This window comes from Pedobacter yonginensis (assembly GCF_003173595.1).
Classification (GTDB): domain Bacteria; phylum Bacteroidota; class Bacteroidia; order Sphingobacteriales; family Sphingobacteriaceae; genus Pedobacter; species Pedobacter yonginense.
Map to the genome: position 1 here is coordinate 108,499 of NZ_QGNZ01000002.1, position 23,920 is coordinate 132,418.

17 protein-coding genes and 2 tRNA genes are annotated in these 23,920 nt (G+C 37.3%); 5 read left to right on the forward strand and 14 right to left on the reverse strand.

From position 1 onward, the window contains the following. Nucleotides 1-84: 84 nt before the first annotated feature. The 9 genes from DHW03_RS07395 to DHW03_RS07435 all read right to left on the reverse strand — a co-directional run bounded on the left by DHW03_RS07395 (nt 85) and on the right by DHW03_RS07435 (nt 15,172). On the reverse strand, nt 85-1,044 hold the full coding sequence (locus DHW03_RS07395) for a 2-hydroxyacid dehydrogenase (RefSeq protein ID WP_109925135.1): 960 nt from the start codon (nt 1,042-1,044) through the stop codon (nt 85-87). Between the two features lie 72 nt (nt 1,045-1,116). After that, nucleotides 1,117-1,917 carry a DUF4249 domain-containing protein gene (locus DHW03_RS07400; RefSeq protein ID WP_109925136.1) on the reverse strand — a complete coding sequence of 267 codons (801 nt, stop codon included), beginning with the start codon at nt 1,915-1,917 and terminating at the stop codon, nt 1,117-1,119. A 6-nt stretch (nt 1,918-1,923) separates the two neighbouring features. Next, entirely contained in the window at nt 1,924-4,248 is a 2,325-nt protein-coding gene (locus DHW03_RS07405; protein WP_109925972.1) for a TonB-dependent receptor, read from the reverse strand. Between the two features lie 177 nt (nt 4,249-4,425). Further along, nucleotides 4,426-5,088 (reverse strand): GDSL-type esterase/lipase family protein, encoded by a 663-nt coding sequence (locus DHW03_RS07410; RefSeq protein WP_109925137.1) that lies wholly within the window; start codon nt 5,086-5,088, stop codon nt 4,426-4,428. Nucleotides 5,089-5,121: 33 nt separating this feature from the next. Next, entirely contained in the window at nt 5,122-9,459 is a 4,338-nt protein-coding gene (locus DHW03_RS07415; RefSeq protein WP_109925138.1) for a PAS domain S-box protein, read from the reverse strand. A gap of 211 nt (nt 9,460-9,670) precedes the next feature. Next, the gene (locus DHW03_RS07420; protein WP_109925139.1) at nt 9,671-10,036 is read right to left on the reverse strand and encodes a hypothetical protein; all 366 of its coding nucleotides are present in this window, start codon (nt 10,034-10,036) and stop codon (nt 9,671-9,673) included. Nucleotides 10,037-10,583: 547 nt separating this feature from the next. Beyond that, a complete protein-coding gene (locus DHW03_RS07425; protein WP_109925140.1) occupies nt 10,584-13,034 on the reverse strand; it encodes an outer membrane beta-barrel family protein in 2,451 nt (816 codons plus the stop codon). 42 nt (nt 13,035-13,076) lie between these two features. After that, nucleotides 13,077-14,819 (reverse strand): PspC domain-containing protein, encoded by a 1,743-nt coding sequence (locus DHW03_RS07430; protein ID WP_109925141.1) that lies wholly within the window; start codon nt 14,817-14,819, stop codon nt 13,077-13,079. Between the two features lie 17 nt (nt 14,820-14,836). Continuing rightward, a complete protein-coding gene (locus DHW03_RS07435) occupies nt 14,837-15,172 on the reverse strand; it encodes a PadR family transcriptional regulator (RefSeq protein ID WP_109925142.1) in 336 nt (111 codons plus the stop codon). Nucleotides 15,173-15,715: 543 nt separating this feature from the next. Here DHW03_RS07435 and DHW03_RS07440 point away from each other — a divergent pair. Together DHW03_RS07440 and DHW03_RS19265 are read left to right on the forward strand one after the other, a co-directional pair. Next, on the forward strand, nt 15,716-17,152 hold the full coding sequence (locus DHW03_RS07440; protein ID WP_109925143.1) for an amino acid permease: 1,437 nt from the start codon (nt 15,716-15,718) through the stop codon (nt 17,150-17,152). Between the two features lie 222 nt (nt 17,153-17,374). Next, entirely contained in the window at nt 17,375-17,539 is a 165-nt protein-coding gene (locus tag DHW03_RS19265) for a hypothetical protein (protein WP_165825378.1), read from the forward strand. Nucleotides 17,540-17,624: 85 nt separating this feature from the next. Here the strand turns inward: DHW03_RS19265 and DHW03_RS07445 are convergent, their stop codons facing one another. The 3 genes from DHW03_RS07445 to DHW03_RS07455 all read right to left on the reverse strand — a co-directional run bounded on the left by DHW03_RS07445 (nt 17,625) and on the right by DHW03_RS07455 (nt 22,198). Then, entirely contained in the window at nt 17,625-18,254 is a 630-nt protein-coding gene (locus tag DHW03_RS07445) for a class I SAM-dependent methyltransferase (protein ID WP_109925144.1), read from the reverse strand. A 57-nt stretch (nt 18,255-18,311) separates the two neighbouring features. Further along, complete coding sequence (locus tag DHW03_RS07450; protein WP_165825383.1) at nt 18,312-19,223, reverse strand: UbiA prenyltransferase family protein; 912 nt, start codon at nt 19,221-19,223, stop codon at nt 18,312-18,314. A gap of 623 nt (nt 19,224-19,846) precedes the next feature. Further along, nucleotides 19,847-22,198 (reverse strand): efflux RND transporter permease subunit, encoded by a 2,352-nt coding sequence (locus tag DHW03_RS07455; RefSeq protein ID WP_240618493.1) that lies wholly within the window; start codon nt 22,196-22,198, stop codon nt 19,847-19,849. Nucleotides 22,199-22,322: 124 nt separating this feature from the next. Here DHW03_RS07455 and recO point away from each other — a divergent pair, with 124 nt between their 5' ends. The 3 genes from recO to DHW03_RS07470 all read left to right on the forward strand — a co-directional run bounded on the left by recO (nt 22,323) and on the right by DHW03_RS07470 (nt 23,326). Next, entirely contained in the window at nt 22,323-23,048 is a 726-nt protein-coding gene (recO, locus tag DHW03_RS07460) for a DNA repair protein RecO (protein WP_109925145.1), read from the forward strand. A 65-nt stretch (nt 23,049-23,113) separates the two neighbouring features. Continuing rightward, nucleotides 23,114-23,188 (forward strand) — tRNA-Val (locus tag DHW03_RS07465). Between the two features lie 60 nt (nt 23,189-23,248). Then, a tRNA-Val gene (locus DHW03_RS07470) sits at nt 23,249-23,326 on the forward strand. Nucleotides 23,327-23,392: 66 nt separating this feature from the next. Here the strand turns inward: DHW03_RS07470 and DHW03_RS07475 are convergent. Both DHW03_RS07475 and DHW03_RS07480 read right to left on the reverse strand, forming a co-directional pair. Next, nucleotides 23,393-23,665 (reverse strand): isoleucyl-tRNA synthetase, encoded by a 273-nt coding sequence (locus DHW03_RS07475; protein ID WP_205940975.1) that lies wholly within the window; start codon nt 23,663-23,665, stop codon nt 23,393-23,395. Then, nucleotides 23,662-23,850 carry a hypothetical protein gene (locus DHW03_RS07480; protein ID WP_109925146.1) on the reverse strand — a complete coding sequence of 63 codons (189 nt, stop codon included), beginning with the start codon at nt 23,848-23,850 and terminating at the stop codon, nt 23,662-23,664. The genes DHW03_RS07475 and DHW03_RS07480 overlap by 4 nt, the downstream gene beginning before the upstream one ends. Nucleotides 23,851-23,920: the final 70 nt, after the last annotated feature.

Here is a 23,920-nt window from a genome sequence, read left to right on the forward strand (position 1 = left end):
TAACCATTATTGTGGAAATGACAACCCTTTACTAAGGTAAAATCAGGATTAAGAGATCCGTCCTCTCGCCTATCTAACCTAATTTTAATCTACTTGATGAGGTAATTTCTGATCGTTTAAACCCGCTACAATATTTTTAACGATCACTTCTGCCATGGCACTTTTGGTCTCTTTGGTAGCAGAGCCAATGTGAGGCAATACCGCTACATTCTCCATATTTAGCAATGGGTTATCAGCATGCATAGGTTCTGGATTGGTAACATCTAAACCAGCGCCCCAAATCAAACCAGATTCCAAAGCCTCAATCAAATCCGCTTCATTATGAATACCACCTCTCGCCGTATTTACAAAAATAGATTCTGGTTTCATCTGTTTAAATACCTTCATATTAAATTTACCTTTTGTTTCATTTGTTAAGGCTGTATGAACGGACAACACATCACTTTGAGCAATGAGCTCTTCAAAGGATACATATATAGCACCTATCGCCTTTTCTGCATCGCGGTTCTGGCTCCTATTGTGGTAAATCACGTCCATTTGGTAAGCACCAATGCATTTTTTCGCCATTTCCAAGCCAATGTTGCCCATGCCAAAAATGCCAAGTGTTTTGCCCTTTAGTTCTATTCCAAGTTCTGGTGTAGGCTCATAATTTTTCCATTGGCCTTTAACAATTTTTTTATGCAAGTAAAATGCCTTCCTAGAAACGGCCAACATTAACAAAAAAGCAGTATCGGCTGTAGCCCCGCTGAGAACGCCAGGCGTGTTGCCAATTGCAATGTTCAATTTTTTCGCTTCTATTACATCTACTTGGTCAAAACCAACAGAATGTAAAGCAATCACTTTTAGATGTTTACAGGCGTTTAAAAAATCTGCATTCAATTTGTTTGGACCAACGCTAATTAAACCGTCTTGATTTTGGCAAGCTTCAATCAACTCATTGGCAGTTATTTGGCGTTTCTCTTTCCACTGTGTAATTTCGATGTTATGTTCTCCCAATTGTTTTAAGCCAATTGGTGCAATATTTCCGCTGATAAATACTTTCATCTTGAATTAACAATGTAATTTTCGAGGTGTTTTAAATGATTTGAGATGAAATAAGGTTATTCAATTGTACGCCTAAGGCACGGTGATATTTATCTTTTGAAAAGTATGTGCGCTAAAATATCCTAAAGAATTGTTTGATATATTTGATGTTGGATTAGCGGGTGTAGTACCTTGATTTGGACCACGGCCAGATTGCTGACTAAGCGCATACCAATAATCGAAGATATTGCTGTCAATGCACTCCATTTCTACACTAATTTTATCACCTGTTTTTAATCCAGTGTCGTTATCATCATCTTCCGAATAGTACAATTGTGTGCGTAGTTTATTTCCATTGGTTAGGCGATCATTACTCACATAAATACGCTTAGAAAATGAATTGTTCACGTATAAATTAAAGTGATAAAAGTTTGTTTCGTTGGCCGGATCTACCAAGTAAGCCGCAGCAATTTTACGCTCATTGCCAAAAAAAGAATTTACCGTTACCCCCACAGAATCTAGCTTAACGTTATTGGGCATTTTGGAACTTGCAGTATAGGTTTTTCCCTCTACAGTTACCGTAAGAGTATAGGTATTGCCCGGAATGCCCCGCATGGCCTGGACATAAACCCCAGGAGATTTCTCAATGTAAGTATATCTACTGCCCTTATCGTCTGTAACCATAACAACAGCCCCAGAAACATTTGGAAAGATGCTTTTATCACTGTAACCTACTGTTTTACTGATTAATACCTGCTGATCTGCAAGTTTATCCGTAATCTTTCCTTCAATTACAATTTGTGCTTCAGCGTTGTTGGTATCTACTTCAATAATTTTTTTGCAAGAGATAAAGCAGCAACTTAAAATGGAAAAATATATGATAATTTTTTTCATGTCTAGTTAAAATTTAAAATTCCAAGTAATGGAAGGAATTATACCAAATAAGGAGGTTTGCTCGGCAACCGTTCTACTCGGATCGTTCGGGTCGTTAATAAATTCTATTGAATATGGATTTTTACGACCCAATGCATTATAAACGCCAAAATTCCAACTAGATTGGAATCTGCCCCTATTTTTACCTTCAAGCGTAGCACTCAAATCCAAACGCATATTGTAAGGCATTCTGCCTGCGTTTCTTTCGGTATAGTAATAAGCCGTTTGATTGTTAATGACATATTTCCCTGCTGGAAAAGTAACTGCATTCCCTGTACTGTAAATAAAGCTTGATGAAAATGTCCAGCGCTTGTTCAAGTTATAAATCCCAACAACCGATATATCGTGTGTCCGATCTTGCCTTGCCGGAAAGTAATTACCATTATTGAGTTCTGTAAACTTACGTTCCGTTCTGGATAGCGTGTAACCCACCCATCCGTTAAGTTTACCGAATTTCTTTTTAAAAAATAATTCCAAGCCGTACGCTCTGCCCGAACCGTAAAGTAATTCAGACTCTACATTTGAATTGGCCAACAACTGTGCGGCATTTTTATAATCGATTTGATTTTGAAGCCATTTATAATACACCTCACCCGAAAATTCATAATTGTTTTCATCCAAATTCTTGAAATAACCTAAAGCCACCTGGTCAGCAATTTCTGGTTTAATGTTGTTGCTACTCAATACATATTGATCTGTTGGTGAGCTAGATGTGGCATTAGTTAAAATGTGGATATTTTGTGTGTTTCGGTTATATGATGCCTTTACTGAATTCTGCTCGTTAAACAAATAACTGACCGAAAAACGAGGTTCTAAATTGAAATAGTTTTTATAAAATTTCCCGCTTGCGACATTTTCTGTCGAAATGATGTTTCCAGATGGGTCGTATTGACTAAAATTACCAGGACCTAATAAAGAAAAAGCCGCTAAACGAATGCCATATAAAAAGTTTAGTTTATCGGTTACGGCCCATTCATCAGATACATAGGCGGCCGTTTCCAACCCATAACGCTTTTCTTGTGTTAAGGAGTTTACTTGCGATTCTTGACTGGTGGTGATGTCAATTGGCGATATGCGATGATGTGTGGCATTTAAACCGAAACGAAGTGCATGCTTATTGCTGAAATATTGGAAGTCTTCTTTAAAGTTAAAATCGCGCACTAAAGAGGTCGCCTTAAAATTGGTTACATCATTTAACAGGCGAACGGTGTAGTTGTAATTGTTGTAAATAAGCGAGGTATTGGAAAACAATCGGTCACTAAATATGTGGTTTAAACGGATGGTGGTGGTTACATTTCCCCAATTATTTTCGAATAAATCTTTAACGCCAATATTATCTTTACCAAAATAACCTGAGATGTAAATGGTGTTCTTATCGTTAATTTTGTAATTCGCTTTCGCGTTAATGTCGTAAAAGTTTAAGGTACTGCCGTTGATGGATGAATCTGGTGATGCCCTTAAAAATAGATCAATATAGGTTCGGCGGAAACTAACCATGAACGAGCCTCTATCTTTTACAATTGGTCCTTCAGCCTTTAATCTCGAAGCAATTAAACCGATGCCACCCTGAAACTTAAATTCTTTATTGTTCCCATCATCCATTTTCACATCCAATACCGAAGATAATCTTCCGCCATATTGGGCAGGCATTCCACCTTTATACAAGCTCACATCTTTAATGGCATCTGCATTAAAAGTAGAGAAGAAGCCCAATAAATGTGAAGAATTGTACACAACAGCCTCATCTAAAATGATTAAGTTTTGATCGGCTGCACCCCCACGTACGTAAAAGCCTGTATTGCCTTCACCCCCTGATTTTACCCCTGGAAGCAACTGAATGGTTTTTAAAATATCTTTTTCACCCAATAAAACCGGGATGCTGTTGAGCGATTTCATATCTACCCGCTCCAACCCCATTTGCGCGCTTTTTACATTTTCGTTTTTGCGATTATTGGCGCTTATGGTAACCTCTGCCAAATCATTAACAGATTTAAGTTCCTCGTTTAGTTTGGTGTCTTTATTTAAATTGATGGTTTTGGTAATTGGAAGATAGCCGGTATAACTTACCGTTAAGGTATAAGCTCCTTCTGTTTGGGTAATTGCAAAATAACCATAGCCATTGGTTAATGTACCCGCAGCGGTTGCACCTGTAACTTTTACCGTTGCTCCAATTAAGGTTTCCCCGGTTGCTGCATCGCGGATGGTACCGCTTAAGGTATATTTATTCTGAGCCGAAGCTGTATTGAAAAGAAAAGGGACAAGAAAAAATGCTAAGTAATATTTTATTGGCATACCAGTTAAAAATCTATTTACGAGTTGGTTGCCAAATGTACAAAATACAAATCCTTTTATTTCAATACGTTTAAATCTTAACATATATAGAACACTGCCCTCTCTTCACAATGTGTTGAAAGGCTGGGCGTAGCGTACACCTTTACTACTTTGGGACGCTATTGCAGAAAACCACCGCTATTTTTTAATCAAGTATGGTTCAACGGCCTTTTTCCAAATGGCGTAACCCTCCGCGTTCATATGCAACTGATCTCCCACAAACAATTCAGGTCTTAAGTTTCCATCTTTGGTAAGCATAAGTGGAAATATATTGATGAAAACGGTATTCTGTTCGCCAGCCAAAAATTCCTTAATCAATAGGTTTGAGGCCACAGCCTTATCCTGGAATTTGGCTCTGCTGGGGCTCGGCTTAATGGAAATGTAGGCAATTGGCACATTTGGGAGTTTAGCTCTAATACCTTTGAAAAGTCTAACGGTTCTATTTAAAACGCTATCGGCGTTGGTTTTTTCATCTGGCAAATCATTTTCCCCTACATAGATTACAATTTGACGCGGTTGGTAAGGAAACACCAAATCATTCAAATAAAAAGTAATATCATTCGTAACTGCACCTCCAATTCCTCTATTTAATGCATTGTATTTTGCAAAAACCTGTGTTAAATCATCCCACTTTCGTATGGATGAGCTACCAATAAACAAAACCGGATTTACGGGTGGCTTAAACATTTGATCGTAACGCTTGATGGTTTGTACATCATCCCAATAATTGGGCTTGCTTTGTGCAAACGAGCTGACAAAGATTGCTTGCAAAAATATAATGATTACGAAATACTTTTTCATTTTTGTATGGTGTTAGTGGCAACAATATAATCGCTAATCTAAATATTGGTGGGTTAAAAAACCGACTAAATATTCAATTTCTGCGGTAAAGCGCTCAAATAGTTGTTGTTGTTTCAAATCCTCCAAGGTTTCCACCTTCTCTATCTCGGCTGCAATTTTAGAAAGGGTGGTTAAACCTGCCGAAACAGAAGTTCCGTAAACTTTGTGTCCAAGCAAATTTACACTTTCTAAATTTTGACTAGAGATGTCTGTTTCCAACAGCGCTATCGATTCTTGTAACTGTCCGATGGTAAGGGTAACAATTTTTTTCAATTTCTCGGCATTTTGCCCATAGTAACTCCGCAATCTGTTGGGATCGAAGTGTTTGTCATTACCCTCTTGAATGTCGATTACTGTTGCTAATACATCATCTTTTTTAAGCAACCATTTATTGAGAATTTGTTCAACAGTATCTTCCAAAATAGGCTTCGAAATAAAATCGTCCATTCCGGCATCCAGGCATTTCTCTTTCTCGCCCATTACATTACCCGCGGTGATGGCAATAATTGGCGTATTTTTCAAGTCTATTTTTCGGAGCTCTCTAGTGGTCTCATAGCCATTCATTACCGGCATTTGAATGTCCATAAAAATTAAATCCGGGGCCTCCAAAGCAAATAATTTTAAGCCCTCCAAACCATTTTTCGCTTCTATGATAGTATTTCCCGGAGAAATGTTATCAATCAATGTTTTGGTTAAAAACCGGTTAACCTCATTATCCTCAACAATCATAATTTTGCAAGGACTAGCTTCTGCGCTGAGCAAGGTTTCATCCTTTTCATCCGCAACAACTTCTGCATTTGTTTGATGAAGCTTACTTAAAATGCGGTAAATGTCGGGCATTTTAATCGGCTTTACCAAACGATGATGCACCAATAAATCCTGACAAGATTTTATTAATGTTCCATCATCAGATGAGCTGTGTAGCAGAATAATTGGTTGTTTTTCATGGGTGTTAAAGAAACTGTTTCTTATTTTAGAAATGGTTTCCAAACCATCCATGTAAGGCATATGGTAATCCATCAAAATGGCATCATAACGTTTGCCCTCCGATAAAAATTGGAGTGCCTCGAAACCACTTTTGGCCTCATCGGTTTTTATGTTTTTTAACAAAAGAATCTGATTTAAAATGGTTCTATTATTGTCGTTATCATCAACAATCAACACACTTTTAATGCTGTCTAAATTTTGCCATTCAATTTCTGGTCCATCTTCGGCTTTCAACAAAACATCAAAATAGAAGGTACTACCAACATCTGGCGTACTTTTCAACTTCAATCGACTGTCCATCATCCGCAACAGTTTGTTGGATATGGTTAAGCCTAAGCCAGTACCACCGTATTTTTTGGTTGTAGATGAATCTTCTTGGGCAAAGGCTTCAAATATTTTCTCTTGTTTATCAGGCTTAATTCCAATTCCGGTATCGCGAATGCTAAATCTCAGTAAATTGTTCTCTTCATCCTGACTAAGCGATTCTATCTTCAGCTCAATTTCCCCTGTTTCTGTAAATTTAGATGCGTTACCCAAAAGGTTAATCAAAATCTGCTTTAAACGAACTGCATCTGCCCAAACAAAACGAGGTAAATCTGGCGCAATATTCAACAACATTTCTAGGTTTTTAGCCTGAATTTGATAGGTAGTAATGTCTGTTGCCTGCGATGCAATTTCATACAGATCGCACTTGTCAATGTCGAGTTCAAATTTGCCAGCTTCTATTTTAGAAAAATCTAAAATATCGTTGATAATGCTGAGCAAAGCATTGGCCGACTGATTAACAATGGTTAAGTATTGTAGTTGCGTTTCGTTTAGCTTTGTTTTTAAAACCAGATCGGTAAAGCCAATTACACCGTTTAGCGGTGTACGAATTTCATGACTCATATTAGCCAAAAATTCTGATTTTGCTACATTGGCCTGATCGGCCTGAATTTTCGCGTTTTTTAGTTCTTCGCGTTGGTTAACCAATGGAGAAATATCTTGCGTAAACATCATCATTCCGCCTATATGTCCATCCAGTTGATACCATGGACGCATTTCCCAAGTGATGTAGTGATTGAGACCCGTTTCTGGGTTTGTAAAAACGTCTTCTTCTCTGCGGTCAACTTTTCCAGCAAGAATTTTTTTGTGCCTTAGTTTTCTGCCTTCATCTAAATTGGGAAAAACATCATAATGGGAAACGCCGATTACGTTCCTTGATTTGAGATCATAATCTTCCAACCATTTTTGGCTAACTGCCAAATAAGTCATATCGTTATCCAACATGGCCACCGCAGCCGGAGTATGCTCTATAAATGCCAATAATCTAGCCTTTTCTAAGGCTAAATTTCTTTCAGTTTCTTTTCTTTGAGTAATATCTGTTGAGATACCTAAGTAGCCAATCACCTTACCTTCCTCATCCTTTATGGCGGTGGCATCAACAGAAACGGTTAATCTCGATTGATCCTTTTTTACAAATGTCCAATCTTTTTTCTCGATTTTACTCTTATTTGCATAGCCCACTAAAATATCAAAGCCCTCTACCGTATAGCCAAGTTCTTGGCTCAGTTTGTTTCCATAAGCCAAAATCTCTGCCTGATCGTGAATAATGGCTGGGGTATATTTTCCAATCATTTCCTTACAATCGTAACCGAGCATTTTTTCGGCGCCTTTGTTAAAAACAGTTATTATTCCATCAACATCGGTGGCAATAATGGCAATTTCAGATGCTGCATTTAAAACGTCATCCAGTAATTTTTTAGCTTCGTTTCTGGCAATATCTGCTTTTTTATACTCATCAATGTCCTGAAAGGTACCGAAAGTACGTACGCATTTACCATCCACGAATTCGCAATTTCCTAAAGATCGAACCCACAGCTCTTTGCCTTTAGCCGTAACTACTTGTAACTCTAAATCCCAACCTCCACCATTTGAAAGCGCATCATTTAAGGCTTCAATTATCTTATTTCTACTATCTCCTGCTTTATAAAAATTAATTGCAGTGTTTAATTCAGGTGTATAATCTGGTTCAACCTCATGTATATTTTTCGTCATAGAGGTCCAGTAAAGTTTATTCTTTACTAAATCCAACTCCCAACCCCCAACTCGGGCAACGGTATTGGTTTGCTCCAAAACATCCTTTGTATGTTTCAGATCGATTTCCAAATTGTATTGATCGGTAATATCAACTGCATTTCCTATCACATACTCATCTCCATTTATATCTTGCTCTAACACATTGGAGAACATCCAGATACGCTTTGCCCCCTCCTTAGTATGTGTAATCATTTGGCCCTTTACGTAGCCAACGTTTTTAATTTGCTTTAAATAAGCGTGCAAAAAATCATGGCGTTCTTCGGGTACAATATCATATAGTCCCTTCGTATCCAAATCATCTTTTGTATAGCCCAAAATTTTGGCTCCAGCGCTATTTACCGATATAAAATTCCCTTGCAAATCGTGGGTACACATCAAGCCTTGAGAGTTCTCAAAAAAGGTTTTAAACTTTTGCTCGCTGGTTAATAAGAGTTGCTGCTGCTCTATTTCTACAGAAATATCACGACCGATGGCAAAGATGTTGTTGGTTCCTTCTTCAATGGTGGCCACCCAGTGTACAGTTTTATAATCGGTATTTTTTGTTCTAAAACGATGTGTAAAGCTGATGCCTGTATTTTGTTTCTGAAGAATGTTTAATTTACGCTTGGTTAGCGATGTATCATCCGGGTGAATGTAGTCGTAAAAAGATTTGCCTAAAATTTTATCATGTTTCCAACCCAGAACTTTTTCAAAACTTGGATTTATTTTTTTCAGTCTTCCATCTATTCCGGCAACACAAATTAAATCATCAGACAACTCAAAAAGCTTGGCAAAATTTTTAAATTCTTCCTTTTCGCGTCGCTCAACAATTAAAGAAATGGCTTCATCGGCCAACATCTTTAAGGCACTTTTTTGCTTTTGGGTTAAAATTTTTGTCGCACCATCCGCCACACACAAAGAGCCTATGGCAAAACCTTTCGGATCAATTAACGGGTAACCTGCATAAAATTTAACACTCGGATCGCCAGAAACAAACGGATTGTCTTTAAAACGATCATCCTTTGAAGTATCTTCCACCTCCAGCAATTTATCGTCTAAAATTGTGTAGTTACAAAACGCTAGGTCGCGATCTATCTCAGATAATTCCATCCCAACCTTCGACTTAAACCATTGTCGGTCTTCATCAATCAAGGTAATTAAAGAAATGTCTGTTTCGCAAATTATGGAAGCAAGTTGCGTAATTCGATCAAATTCTATCTCACTTAACGAATCTAGTACTTCATAGCCTCTTAGTGCGGCTAATCTATCTACTTCATTTTTATTCATTTACTCAGTAATATTAAAATAATAGGGACAATTCTTCTAAGATCATGGATAAAAAACAGACAACATTATGCTCTATCTATTGATAAATGCATGAGAAGTGATGATTAAAATTCTCTTTTAAGAATACTGCAATTAACTACAAATTTAATTAAATAAAAAAAGGTTGATGAACAAATCCAACAACCTATATAAAAACGAAATTTATTGCCCTTTAGTTTTTTGTTAGCAGATTACATATGCTTTCAGTTAACCGCTTAACTTTCAGATAATTTTTATCAGAACTTCCAGCTTTGTTTAATGCAATTTCCAAATGTCCGCTTGAAGCTTTTAAATTAAATTTGTCTGCCCCATCTAGGTTGATTAGCAAATCTAAGTTTTCATTTAAGGGCAAATTTGTATGTAAAACGCTGTCTAAATACTTTTCGAGTTTTCCTGTCTTTTCTTTTGGGTAATCTGCTTTGAAGATCAACTTTGAAGGCGAATCCATGGTTGATACCGATAAATGGTCTCTGTTTATGTTACAGCCAATGCTTAGTGCTATAACTAAAGTTACGATGTAATAGCATAATTTATTCATTTTGATATGTTTAGTTTAAGGTTAGTTAGTGCCAGCAAACATGGCCGCGGTTCGTGTCTTCCCAAAATGCAAGAACAATCCTGCGTAATAGTAATTTCTACCGCCTCGGTTCGTGTCTCCACGAAACGCAAGAAAAAGCGTTGTAATACTAAATTTCATTTATTTTTTGTTTGGAAATGTATGGTTCTGTGCTACTTGGCCGATTGCAGCCCTGTCTTCCGCTAAATCCCCGATAGAAAAAATCGGGGGATAACGCTCCAACCAGGTTTAAAATGAACGTCTTGTTAAGCTACCGCCGCTGTGAGGGTGCATCACAATTCGTTTTGCAATTGCATTCGCCAAATAAGCTTTCGCAAGAGCTATCATTATGGTTTTAAAGAACTAATTCTTGCACATTAATTTTGTCTTTTGGCTTACTTGTCTTAGGTGTCTTAGCTGTCTTAGGTGGTTCAAATTAAAATTAATTAATTGAAAATGTATGGTGAGGCGCCTCTACCGCCTCGGTTCGTGTCTTCACGAAACGTAAGAAAACATATTTGGCTAGAGATTAATTACCTCCAGCCCGATTTTTAATATCATCGGTAGCCGTATTTCTCGTTCTGGCCGATTTTACATTTTGGTTTCCGAAGCTATAACTTACGCTGAAGTTTGCCCGTCTGCTGGTGTATCGGTTTACCACATTCATGTTAATGTTTTGATAAACCAACTTGCCCTCCCATCTATTTGTCAGCAAAATGTCATCCATATTTAAACGTAGTTTAAGTTTTTTATTCATCATGCTTTTTTGGATTCCCGCGTTTAAAGCACCCTGATAAATTGTAGTCTGCTCAACCCCCGAAATTCGTGGCGAATCTAACCAATAACTCACCTCTACTACAAAATTGTTGGGCAAAGTAAACGAACTCGAACTATATAAATTTATGGCTACTTTGCCCGCATTGTACGCTGCACCCTCTATGTTTCCATCCTCAAACTTATTGTAGTAAACACTAACATTATTCTGTACATTCCACCATTTGGCAATTTTAACCGGCACATTTAAGTCGGCAGAATAATTTTGGAATCGCCCCAAATTCTGGCGGATTACGCTGATGATTCGAGTAGCATCATCTTGCTTGCTAATTTGCGTAATCATGTCTCGCGTATCAGAGTAATTTAAACTCAGCGATGTCTCCTTATAACTGTAGCTGATTTCATAATGCGTTGTAAATTGAGGTTTTAGATAAGGATTTCCCTGATCCACAGCCAATGGATCCATGTAAAAAACGAAAGGATTTAATTGCTGGTAATTTGGTCGATCTACCCGCCGACCAAAGGAATAACGGATATTGTTATTTTCATTCAATTTTTGATTTACAAAAATCGTTGGAAACAAGGAAAGGTAATTCCGATCAACCTCCTTATTATCCGTAACCGAATTTCCATTAGAATGGGTTTGCTCTGCTCTTAAACCCAATTGTATTTGCCACACTTTCCACTCCTTTGAAAAATTAACATAAGCAGCATTAATATTTTCTTTGTAAACAAAGTTATTCGATTTACCTAAATCGTTTTGCCAAACACCACCTAAAAATTGTTCTGATAGGAAATCATTATTGGTAACCACGTAACTGCTTTTCAAGCCCGTTTCTATCTTCAAGGTTTTAGATAGCGGCCAGGTGAAGTCTGTTTTAGCCGCATAAACATCAATTTTAGCATCGGTATTGTTTCTCAAATTGGTTTGGTTGGTTGCCCCGCCCGAAGCATTTAAGTAGTTGGCCAAGAAATTCTCATCCTTTTTATTACTGAATCCAGAATAATCCGCGTCAAAAGTTAGGCTTTTCCCATCCTTGTTATAATCGTGCTTAATATTAAAGTTTGCTGTTAAGTTACTCGCTGGCGAATTTGAATTGGCATCTTGCAAAATATAGCTCAAGTTAGATGCCCCATTTTGAATGGCATTAATATTGGTATTGCTGAAATTAGTTAAGGTGGTATTCACCGTATTTGCATCCACCATCACTCCAAAAACTGTTTTTTCTGAGGCATAATAATCTGCACCTCCCTTGGCCTGAAAACCTAGCCCTTTGTTCTTGCGATCGAAATTTTGAGTTAATGAACTGGCCACACCGTTTGATAAAGTTGTTCTATCTAAAAATGTATTATTGAAATTAGATTTACGTGCAACCGTACCATTTCCAAAGATGTTCCATTTGCCTGCCCGATGATTTAGATTTAAGTTTAAACCAGCACGGTATAAATCGCTAGGCGAATCTGGCATAAAGCCTTGGCCACCATTAAATGAAACCGTGCCATTTGTTCCAAAAGCCTTGTTTCTTTTTAATTTGATGTTGATGATTCCCGCATTTCCAGCGGCATCATACTTCGCCGATGGGTTGGTAATCAACTCAATAGTAGCAATTTGTTCACTACTCATGTTGCTCAACAAGGTGGTCACATCTGCCCCAGAAAGATAGCTGGTTTTACCATCAATCATCACCATCACGCCGGTTTTATTATTTAACTTAATCTGGTCATTTTGTCGGTCAATTTTTACACCAGGCGCTTTTTCCAAAACCTCTAAAGCCGTACTTCCCGAAGCATTAATACTGTTCTCTACATTTAAAACGGTTTTATCAATTTGGTGTTCAATGAACGGTTTTTTACCCGATATGCTCACCTCTTTAAGTTGTTTGGTACTGGTTTCAATGGCAATGGCATCTAAAACCAAATTCTGATTTACCGAAAACTTAGCCGTTTTTTTGTTTTTATAACCAACCATAGAAACTGATAGGATATATTCTCCGTTCTTAATTTCATCGAAAGTGTAGGTTCCATCTAGGCTGGTTGCCATGCGCTTAACTAAAGCCGTATCCGGAAAGCTAAGCAATTTGATTACGGCAAAGGGCACAACCACAGCTTTTTCATCCACAACTTTGCCCGAAATTTTACTTAATTTTTGGGCAAAAGAAGCCCCACATACCAAAAGGCATGCAATTAGCACTAATAATTTTTTCATGATGTTTTCAGTAATGCCGGCTAGGGCGTTTATAGGTTTTTGTTATTCTTCAGTAATGCCTAACTCTGTTTTAACTTCTTTAATTCTATTCGAAACAGAATCTTGATAAATTGAATCTGTGGAATTGGTTTTTCGAAGGATTTCCAAATTGCGCAGCTCCTGCCTAAGTCTTTTGTTCTTAATGGCTTCTTCTTTTAACTGCGCCACACATTTCAATCCATCTTCAGTCATAACCCAAACGCTGTAATCGTTTTTATCATTTTCTAAATCGCGACAATCCCAAGTACCATAATTGTTGATGTACCTGTAAGCATCTTCTTTTAAAATTAATCGAGTTCCAACGGGTACCTCAAGGTTTAGCCAAACTTCTTGATTCCTCCAAATCGTACCTTTCCTCAATTGGAAACGCGGACTAAAAACGATAGATGAATCTCTTGTAAAATATTTGTAGTCGATACTTCGAGCGTTTTGCAAGGCCTGAGAGAAGGTTTTTCCTTGCGATTCATATTTCTGCACCAATCTACTGTTGCCATTTTCACTTTTTTCAATGTTGATGCGAATGTTATTGTGCGCAACAAAAGGTCCGTTTTCAAAATCTTCAGTAACAATTTGCCTGCGCTCGCTGGCATCAATATGGTAGGTAATGCTATCTTCTTTACTAAAATATTTGCTCCTGTCGATATCAATCACATAGGTTTTATACGCTTTCAAATCAGCCGTTTGAGTTAATTCGGCATGCTGTTTAAATTCTGTTGAAATTTTAGCCGCCTGATAACCGGTTGTTGCTACACCAACCAACCAAATAATTAACAAAGCAAAAGAAAGTGTTTTATTAATAGCCTGTTTATTAAAGGCAACTCGGATAGAAAACAGAACCAGCGCTAAAATTGGAATAAACAAAACGATAAATGCACCCAATAAAATTACTCCCCTAGCGCTATCATTAACAATAGAAAAAGGAAAATATTCGTAAATGCTTTCATCCCAAAAGCCTTGGAAAGCTGCAAAGCCAACAATTAACGAAAGCAAAAACAAAACTCCAAAAACAATGATTACACCAGCGATGACTTTAAAAATAACCTTTCCCGTGCCGCCAATAAAGCGACCAAGCCATTCAAAAAATTCGCCAATAAAAATCCCGAATCGGGCAAATAAAGGCTGTGCGTGTTTATTTACTTCAGATAAACGCTCCTTTACGGCTTGCAATTCTTCATCCAAATTTTTCTGAAAACCCTGTAAGTTTGCAGGCTCGCCCTTCATTTCCATTTTTTCAATTCGCGATTTTGCCTTCGGCATAATTACCCAAAGAATCGCATACACCAAGATACCTGCACCACCAATAAAGCTGATCAGCAACAAGGCCAATCTAATCCACTTCGCTTCCGTGTTAACGTAATGCGCTATGCCGGCACAAACCCCTGCAATCACACGATCGTCCATGTCGCGATATAGTTTTTTGCCCGCATAAGCCTGTTGGTAGGTGCTATTCGCAATCGGCTCTGCTTCTTCTGGCTCCTCTGCAGAATCGAAATCCTGCACACGTCCCATTAGTCCAATTACCGAATTTACATTGCTCGCATCTACGACTTGCTTTTTCTGTTCTTCCAGTTGCTCGCTAAGCAACTCAGCAATTCTGTTCTCGATGTCTGTTACAATTTCCAAATCATCTGCATGGTTTGCAAAATGCTGTTTAACTTCAAATAAATAAGCTTTTAAGAGTTCGTATGCACTTTCCTCAATGTGAATGATGGTGTTGCCTATATTTATGATGATGGTCTTTTCCATTTCCTTTTTACTAAAATTTATGAATTGGCTCCTTTTTGTGAAACACCTACAGCATAAGCCAACTCCTGCCAGGTTTGATCTAATTGAGATAAAATACCTCTACCTACTTCGGTTAGGGTATAGTATTTACGCGGTGGGCCCGAGGTAGATTCTACCCAGTTGTAGCTTAACAAACCATTGTTTTTAAGCCGCGTTAATAAAGGATATAATGTGCCCTCAACCACCAACAACTTTGCCGACCTTAACTCGGCAATAATATCAGAGGCATAAATTTCTCCTCTCGAGATGATTGATAAAACACAATATTCCAGAATCCCCTTCCGCATTTGTGTTTGCGTATTTTCTGCTATCATAAAACAAAGATATATGTTTTGTACAATACTATGCAATACATAGTACTAAAATAAATTAATAAACTTAATTAAACACTTGTATATCAACTATTTAAAATTTATCATGAAAATTCTAAACGACTATAAAATCTTAAATTCGGGTAAATTTCATCTATTTTGGAAAGCAAGGTTCAGTAATTCTTGGCAATTTTAGTCCTGCTTTACCTCCAAGCCCAATGAAAAATTGGGGCTTTCCGTTCACTCAGGTTTAGAACACGAAAGTCCACACATAAATGCAATCTTATCCGTTAAATCTCACGCCGTGCTTGGTGTTCTTAAACAACACAATGTGAAAAAAATAGCCTTGGGTCGGTGTCGTACCTAAATAAGTTCAAACGCCTTCCGTCCTAGTGTGTTCACTACTAATAATAGATAATTGAAAGAGAATGCCATCTGTGCTCATCAACCAAAAGGCTGTTTGTATAATTTATTGCAGATTATTTACTACAAACGCTATAGAATTAATATATTTTAATAATTTTGCCTCATTCCTATCTTATTTTCATGAAAAAATCAATTGCGAGCATAGTTGCAGAAGCAAACCAAAGCGGTGAAGGCACGCTTAAAAGAACCTTAGGACCAATTAACCTCATTTTAATTGGTGTAGGTTTAACCTTAGGCGCTGGTTTATTTTCCATTACTGGTTTGGCGGCCGCAAATCACTCTGGGCCAGCGGTAACCTTGTCTTTTGTAATTGCAGCCTTAGGATGTGGTTTCGCAGCATTATGTTATGCAGAGTTTGCATCCATGATTCCCGTTGCAGGTAGTGCATATACCTACTCTTATGCCACCATGGGCGAACTCTTCGCCTGGATTATAGGTTGGGATTTGGTGCTCGAATATTCAGTGGGTTGCGCAACAGTTGCCATTTCATGGTCGCAATATTTAACCAAATTTTTGGGCAGCTTGGGCCTTTACCTGCCGCCGCAACTTACCCTTTCTCCATTTGAAACGGCAAAACTTGCTGATGGCTCTACCGTAAACGGCATTATAAATATCCCTGCTGCACTGGTTGTGGTACTTATGACCGCCATTCTGATTAGAGGCACAAAAGGCTCGGCTATTGTTAATGGAATTATCGTTTTCTTAAAAGTTGGTGTGGTATTGGTTTTTATCGCCTTAGGTTGGCAATATATAGATCCTGCAAATTACCATCCCTATATCCCAGAAAACACAGGCACATTTGGCCAGTTTGGCTGGAGCGGCGTTTTACGTGGTGCCGGTTTGGTATTTTTTGTGTTCATCGGTTTTGATGCCGTAGCAGCATCTGCTCAAGAAACCAAAAACCCCGCCAGAGATTTACCTATCGGAATTATTGGCTCTCTCTTAGTGTGTACCATTTTATTCGGTTTATTTGGACACGTAATGACGGGCTTAGCCAATTATAAGGAATTTGCGAACAGTGGTGCACCTGTTGCCATCGCAATAGAAAAAACGCCATACGCCTGGTTAAGCCAAGCCATCATCTTAGCGATTCTGATTGGTTATACATCTGTTATTCTCATCGACTTAATGGCACAATCCAGAATGTTCTATTCCATCAGTAAGGACGGCTTATTGCCAAAAATGTTTTCAGATGTGCACTCAAAGTTTAAAACACCTTGGAAATCAAATATCATTTTATGTATTTTCATTGCCCTTTTTGCGGCCTTTGTACCCATGAATGTGGTAGGTGAAATGACTAGCATTGGAACCTTATTGGCATTCTTGATGGTTTGTGTAGGCATATTAATTTTGCGCAAAACAGATCCTGAAGCGAAACGCCCATTCAGAGTTCCCTGGGTTCCGGTAATACCCATATTGGGGATATTAACCTGTATTGCCATGATGGTTTTCCTGCCTTGGGAAACTTGGTTGAGACTGGCCGTATGGTTATTGATTGGCTTGGCCATATACTTTTGGTATGGCAAAAAAAACAGCAAGCTGAACGACGGAAGGTAAAATTTCTTACGGTAATTTACTGTTAATTAAACAGATACGTCGTTTCCAATCGTCGGCTTTTGACTACAGACTGATTATCAAACACATGGACAAACTGGTATTTATAACCGTATAAATATCAGTTATTTAACAAAAAGTAAAAGTTATCCACAAATAAACATTTTTTTATTTTTTTGGCTTGGGATTTGTCTTAAGTATATCATCTACTTAAAACATTTACCTATGATTATTAAATTAGACACCTCCCTTTTCAGACTTGCCAGACCAAAAACAGAAAGCAATAGAATCGCATCTAAACCGCTAACAAAAGCACAATGGATTAATGCAGATCGAATTGTAATGGCAATCTTGTTTATTGTAACCATTGCTGGGGCAATTTTATTTTAGAACCAAAACGTTTAAAAAAAATAAAGCTCAAAAGCATCACTGCTGCAAACCCTAAAATGGTTATGCATTGCTATTAATGGGTTTATCATGCTTTCTTATAAACAGATGCTCTAATAAAACCTCCGAAGTATCTAGATTCATCAATAAGCGTATATTTACTCCCTTCGAAATACGGTTTAGTTTCTATAAGTTGTGAGGCCTCCACAATTGATAAAAGCTTAAAAAACCGATACATCGCTTTCAACAAAAACAGCTTCCACCATTGCCCGCTTGCGGTGCCCACACAAAAATCTACGAATAGCCATAGTCCACAAGGTTTTAAAAAGCCAGATAACTTTTCAAAAACAAATTCGACTCGTTCTTTCGAGAAATTATCGAACAGGAAAGGCGTTAGTATGGCATCAAATAAAATTGATGAATCAAATTCTTCAATGCCTTGATTGACAATTTGAACTTCGTTATCTCCAAAATTTCTTTGTTTAGAAAGCGCCACCATTTTTGCTGAAATTTCCACATAAACAATTTTCAATCCCTTCGGACTAAGTTTCGAAATTTCTTCCAGAATCCAACCTGTTCCCCCGCCAACAACTAATATAGACCCATTTTTTGGCAGATATTTTAACTGATTTATTTGGGCGTTCACCTGCGATTTAAAAAACACCAACCGACTCATAAAATCGTATTGATTGGCTATTTTATCGTAATTGTTAAGCAATTTATAGGTGTTTAAATTTGTAAATCATTAATAGGATATGGAGTTAAGCATTGCACCCTATTGTACAAACTGCATTCCAATAATTCCGCAAATGGCCTTAAATAAAATTAATCCATCAATAACCATTAAATAGTATAAAATATTCTTCCTTTTATGCATAGAATAAGCTAAATACATGGTTAGCATAAATGGCAATACATTAAACAAAACCTGCGGTAAGCCAAAACCCTTAAAGTATCCAAATACGGCAAGCGAAACCAATCCAACAACAAGTAATGGAATTAAAATGTTAAAAATTGTCCTGCGTAAACCATAACGTACCACAAATGTTCTAAGCTGTTTATTGCTATCGGTGGGATAATCCTTAATGTCGAAAATGATGGCGTTAACGGTACAAAACATCCAGTTTTTAATAAATAACCAAGCCCATAATACCGAATCGTGATAACCAATTCCAGTTTCTATCTTAAGCATAATAAGTGGCAAAACATTAGCACAGCAAGCCCATACAAAACCGATTACAAATGCTTTAAGCCACCCTGTGTTCCGTAAATTAAACTTTAAGAAGGATTTAGGCAATAGGCCATAATATAGTGCCCCAGCAACAACAATAATTATAATTGCTATCCAATAATTTAAAGGAAGTTGTAAAAAATTATCAAAGTTTTGATAGAGTAAGCTCAACGCCAGCACCACACAAAGCGTAAACAGAATAGCCTGACTCCAATTTATAAACTTTTTATGTTTAAAATACCATTGATTTCTTGGATTGTTAACCGAAGCACTTGTTGATACCCGATTATAGGCATAGGTATAATATATTGTGGGAGCCAAAAAAAGTAAAAGGAAATAATTTAACGAATTATAAGGCAAACGCAATTGCTGTGTAGCTTCTATAGTCAATGCCACAGCCAACAAACCAACAAAATAGTTCCCAAAAAAAATAAATCGGATAATCTTATTCAGCATTTACTTCATTAAAATTTCGATACCAATTTCGGATATAAAATCGAATTGCGAGACATCTTTTGTCCACCTAAATCCCCTTAATCAGCTTCATCTGTGTAATCTGCGGCAACAAATCTGCCTCATCTGCGGGAAAAAATTTAAGCCCTGTCAAAACAAAAACAAGTTAATCTTCCTAAATCCCCTTAATCAGCTTCATCTGTGTAATCTGCGGAAAAAATCTGCCTAATCTGCGGGAAAAAAATTTAGGCCCTGTCAAAACAAAAAACAAGTTAATCCACCTAAATCCCCTTAATCGGCTTCATCTGTGTAAACTGCGGAAAAAATCTGCCTAATCTGCGGGAAAAAATTTAAGCCCTGTCAAAACAAAAACAAGTTAATCTACCTAAATCCCTTAATCGGCTTCATCTGCGTAATCTGTGGAAAAAATCTGCATAATCTGCGGGAAAAATCTGCCTAATCTGCGGGAAAAAATTTAAGCCCTGTCAAAAAGAAACAAGTAAGTCCACCTAAATCCCCTTAATCAGCTTCATCTGTGTAATCTGCGGGAAAAATCTGCCTAATCTGCGGGAAAAAATTAAACGTTTTACCTCAAAACAACCTGATCTGCGCAATTGACATCCCTCCTAATGATCAAACTCACCAATATGCTTAGCCGATTCCTCATCAGAAATCACCTTTCTAACTTTCTTCCTATCCAACCACAAAACCAATGCAGGCAATAAAGTTAAATTAAAGATAAGGGCTACGAACAACGTAATTGATAGCAGTAAACCCAAAATAACAGTTCCGCCAAAGGTAGATGCCGTAAAAATTCCAAATCCGAAGAATAAAATTAGGGCAATATGTGTCATACTCACTCCTGTTTCCGTAATCGTATCGGTAATTACTTTCGGAACGCTAAAGTTGGTTAGGTTTAATTCCTGCTGATAACGGGTGAGGAAATATATAGTTTGATCGGAAGCCAATCCAAATGCGATGGTAAAAATTAAGATGGTTGATGGCTTTAATGAAATTCCGAAATAACCCATAATGCCAGCTGTTATAATTAACGGAACGATATTGGGCAATAGAGATATAAACATGATGCCTAAACTCTTAAACTGTGCCAGGCGAAGTAGGGAGATTAAGATGATGGCTAAGCCAATACTTTCGAACAAATGCTTCAACATATAATCGGTTCCTTTGGAGAAGATTACGCTCGAACCTGTTAATTCCACATCAAATTTAGACGGCGGCAAAATACTGTCAATTCGCGGTTTAAGTTCCTTCATAATGGCATCCAAACGTTTAGATCCAACATCTGCCATCTGAAAGCTGATTCTGGTACTTTGATTGTCTTTGCCTACAAAACTGGTTAGTAAACTGGCATTTCCCTTACCGCCGTTGGCAATGTAAGCCAGAATAAAGTTTTTTTCCAGGTTATCAGGTAATCTAAAAAAAGTAGAATCGTTGTTATAGAATGCCTGTGTGGCATATTTTAAGCCCATATTTACCGAAATTGAACGGGAGAATTCGGGATAAGCTGAAATCATTTTTTCCATTTTCTCCATTCGTTTAAGGTTCGTTAAATTGAAAACACCATTTTTCTTTTTGGTATCAACACTAACCTCAAGTGGCAAAATGCCTTCAAAATTTTTCTCGAAAAACTTTAAATCAGTTAAAATTTCAGAATTTTTCGGAAGGTCATCAACCACATATCCATTAACGTTTATCTTTAAAACGCCGATGAAAGCAATAATGGCGATGATGATTGTTGCGACATAAATTAACACACTCTTTCGCTGCACAAGAGCATCTGTTTTGACCAGCAACTTGTGCAAGAACCCTTCTTCTACATGCGTTTGCGCTTTGAGTTTTGGTGCAGGCAGATAGCTAAAGATAATTGGAATTAAACATAAGCACATTAACCAAGTAATCATTACATTAATAGAAGCCACACTTCCAAATTGCATTAGCAACTCACTGCCTGTAAAGTACAATACGCCGAAGCCAATTGCAGCCGTAATGTTCGCAATCAAAGTTGTAACAGCGATTCGTTCTATGGTTAAACTTAAAGCCCTTTCTTTATCGCCATGTTTTCTTAACTCATTTTGATATTTGTTAAGCAACAAAATACTATTCGGAATACCGATAATTACAATGAGCGGGGGAATTAGTCCGGTTAAAATGGTTAACTCAAACCCAAATAAAACAAGTGTGCCGATACTCCAAATCACCCCCATTACCACCACCAAAATCGGGAAGAATACCGCATAAAACTTTTTAAAGAATATGAGTAAAATAATGGCAGAAACCAAAATGGATAAACCTAAGAAAAGTACAAACTCGTTACTTACCAACTTACTAACCGCAGTACGAATGTAAGGTAAACCAGAAATATGAACTTGTATTTTGGTAGCAGACTGAAAGTCTTTGGCTTTTTGTTCAATCTGCTTTAAAATTGGGTTTCGTTCGGCCGTATTTAGAATTTTAGTATCAAAGGTAATGGCCATCAAGGTCGCATTCTGCCTATTGTAAACTAAACCTTCGAAAAATAGGGTATTGTATACGGTATTTTTAATGGAATCCATTTCTGAATCCGATTTAACCAAGCCATTTGGAATGGCTTTAAGCGTAAACTTCTGCTCTACAGTGTCTTTCTCTAGCTGGAAAATTCTTCCTGATGACAAAACCTGCTTAATTCCTTTAAGCTTTTGAATCTCATTTGAAAGTTGAACCCATTGATTGTAAACCTCTTTTTTAAAAATATCTGGCGATTGGATGCCAACAACCATTACACTTCCATCCTCACCAAACTGCTTTTTAAAGGCATTGTATTTTACAAAGGCACTATCTGTTACGGGTAGAATTTTGCTCCCTGTGTATGATAATTTCACATTCTTGGCTTGGTAGGCCATGAATATGGTGCCTAATAAGAAAAATACGATGATCGCGATACGGTTCTGAAGAATAAATCTCGATAGCTTAACCCACATGTGCAGCTTAGTTTTAGTAATAATATTTAAGGGCAAAACTAATCTTATTTATAAATGGTGATTACTTTTTACGCATTTAAATTTGCACAAATAACATACTTTTGAAAAAATTGTTTTAATAAGAATGCTACACAAGGTTAGGGGAATTGTTTTAAAGACAACCAATTACAGCGAAAGCAGCGTAATTGTACAGGTTTTAACAGATAAATTTGGGATGCAATCTTATCTAATTAATGGGGTTAAAAAACCAAAGGCGAAGATTAAGTTAAACATGCTACAATCTTTACATCTATTGGATATGGTGGTTTACCACAAAATAAACACCAATATTCAACGGGTATCCGAAGCAAGACAAACACCCGTTTTCAAATCCATCCCCTATGATATTGTTAAAAGCAGTATTGTAATTTTTCTTAATGAAGTCCTATACAAGAGCATCCGACAACAATCTGCGGATGATAGTCTATTTGATTACATTTACAACTCTATTGCTTGGTTTGATGAATGCGAAGAATTTAATCCAAACTTCCACTTATCATTTTTATTAAAGCTCACCCGATTTTTAGGCTTTTCGCCAAATGATCAAAGAAGAAACGATCAGGTTTATTTCGATTTGCAAGAAGGAGAATTTGTTTCAAGACCACCCATTCATGTCAATTACCTAGAGTTGGATGATGCTTTAGGGTTCATTTCATTATTTAACACCCCATTGGAAAAAATTTATGAACTAAAGTTTACCAATAGCCAAAGGCGGTTTTTATTAGATAAGATATTGGTATTCTATACCTTACATACGGCCTCATTTGGAGAAGTGCAATCGCATAAAATTTTAGAAAGCCTATTAAGCTGAAAAAAAATAAAAAAGATTTGCGAAACAAGATTATAGCGCTATATTTGCATTCCCAAAAGGAGAAAGGGAAATTAGCTCAGCTGGTTCAGAGCACCTCGTTTACACCGAGGGGGTCGGGGGTTCGAACCCCTCATTTCCCACGAAAGCCTTTTAGTTTTAACTAGAAGGCTTTTTTATATCATACATAGTCCTTATCAAAAGGGAAATTAGCTCAGCTGGTTCAGAGCACCTCGTTTACACCGAGGGGGTCGGGGGTTCGAACCCCTCATTTCCCACCAAAAAAAAGCCTTTCAGGAAACTGAGAGGCTTTGGTTTTTTTAGGGTATTTTTAAACTCAATTCAATCTATTCTGTTGCTGGCTTCTTTTCTTCTTCATCAACAGGGACTTCTACCGTTGGATCGGTAATAATTTCAGCCTTACCCTCGCCATCGCTCTTCGCAAATAAAATTGGGTACAACAGCCATAATGCACCAATGATAATCAATACGCCGGCAAGCATCTCAAAATATATGCTTCCCTTCACTTCGTTGGCATCAAGAATTTTATAGGCTATAAAAGAAAGCACGCCCAATACTAAAAGTAAAACTGCTTTCTGCAACTTGAGGAGCTTGATCATAGGATTTTCTTTTTTAATGTAATGATATGGAATAAAACAAAGATTAATCCTATAAGTTCTAAAAGACCACAAAAATAAAAACCATACAGCACAAAATCTCGGCTGGCGGTATTCATCACAGCAAAAATTGGGAGCGCAACTACTGCTACAATCATCAATGTAAGCCCAATATTAAATAATTTCATAGCAAAAGTATTTATGCCAAAACTACCGAAATTCAGCCATTTTTTTTAACTTTGCATCCTTAATTTTTTG

Coding starts and splice junctions, on each gene's coding strand:
- DHW03_RS07395 (WP_109925135.1), bottom strand. CDS start 1,044: ATGAAAGTATTTATCAGCGGAAATATTGCACCAATTGGCTTAAAACAA.
- DHW03_RS07400 (WP_109925136.1), bottom strand. CDS start 1,917: ATGAAAAAAATTATCATATATTTTTCCATTTTAAGTTGCTGCTTTATC.
- DHW03_RS07405 (WP_109925972.1), bottom strand. CDS start 4,248: ATGCCAATAAAATATTACTTAGCATTTTTTCTTGTCCCTTTTCTTTTC.
- DHW03_RS07410 (WP_109925137.1), bottom strand. CDS start 5,088: ATGAAAAAGTATTTCGTAATCATTATATTTTTGCAAGCAATCTTTGTC.
- DHW03_RS07415 (WP_109925138.1), bottom strand. CDS start 9,459: ATGAATAAAAATGAAGTAGATAGATTAGCCGCACTAAGAGGCTATGAA.
- DHW03_RS07420 (WP_109925139.1), bottom strand. CDS start 10,036: ATGAATAAATTATGCTATTACATCGTAACTTTAGTTATAGCACTAAGC.
- DHW03_RS07425 (WP_109925140.1), bottom strand. CDS start 13,034: ATGAAAAAATTATTAGTGCTAATTGCATGCCTTTTGGTATGTGGGGCT.
- DHW03_RS07430 (WP_109925141.1), bottom strand. CDS start 14,819: ATGGAAAAGACCATCATCATAAATATAGGCAACACCATCATTCACATT.
- DHW03_RS07435 (WP_109925142.1), bottom strand. CDS start 15,172: ATGATAGCAGAAAATACGCAAACACAAATGCGGAAGGGGATTCTGGAA.
- DHW03_RS07440 (WP_109925143.1), top strand. CDS start 15,716: ATGAAAAAATCAATTGCGAGCATAGTTGCAGAAGCAAACCAAAGCGGT.
- DHW03_RS19265 (WP_165825378.1), top strand. CDS start 17,375: ATGATTATTAAATTAGACACCTCCCTTTTCAGACTTGCCAGACCAAAA.
- DHW03_RS07450 (WP_165825383.1), bottom strand. CDS start 19,223: ATGCTGAATAAGATTATCCGATTTATTTTTTTTGGGAACTATTTTGTT.
- DHW03_RS07455 (WP_240618493.1), bottom strand. CDS start 22,198: ATGTGGGTTAAGCTATCGAGATTTATTCTTCAGAACCGTATCGCGATC.
- recO (WP_109925145.1), top strand. CDS start 22,323: ATGCTACACAAGGTTAGGGGAATTGTTTTAAAGACAACCAATTACAGC.
- DHW03_RS07475 (WP_205940975.1), bottom strand. CDS start 23,665: ATGATCAAGCTCCTCAAGTTGCAGAAAGCAGTTTTACTTTTAGTATTG.
- DHW03_RS07480 (WP_109925146.1), bottom strand. CDS start 23,850: ATGAAATTATTTAATATTGGGCTTACATTGATGATTGTAGCAGTAGTT.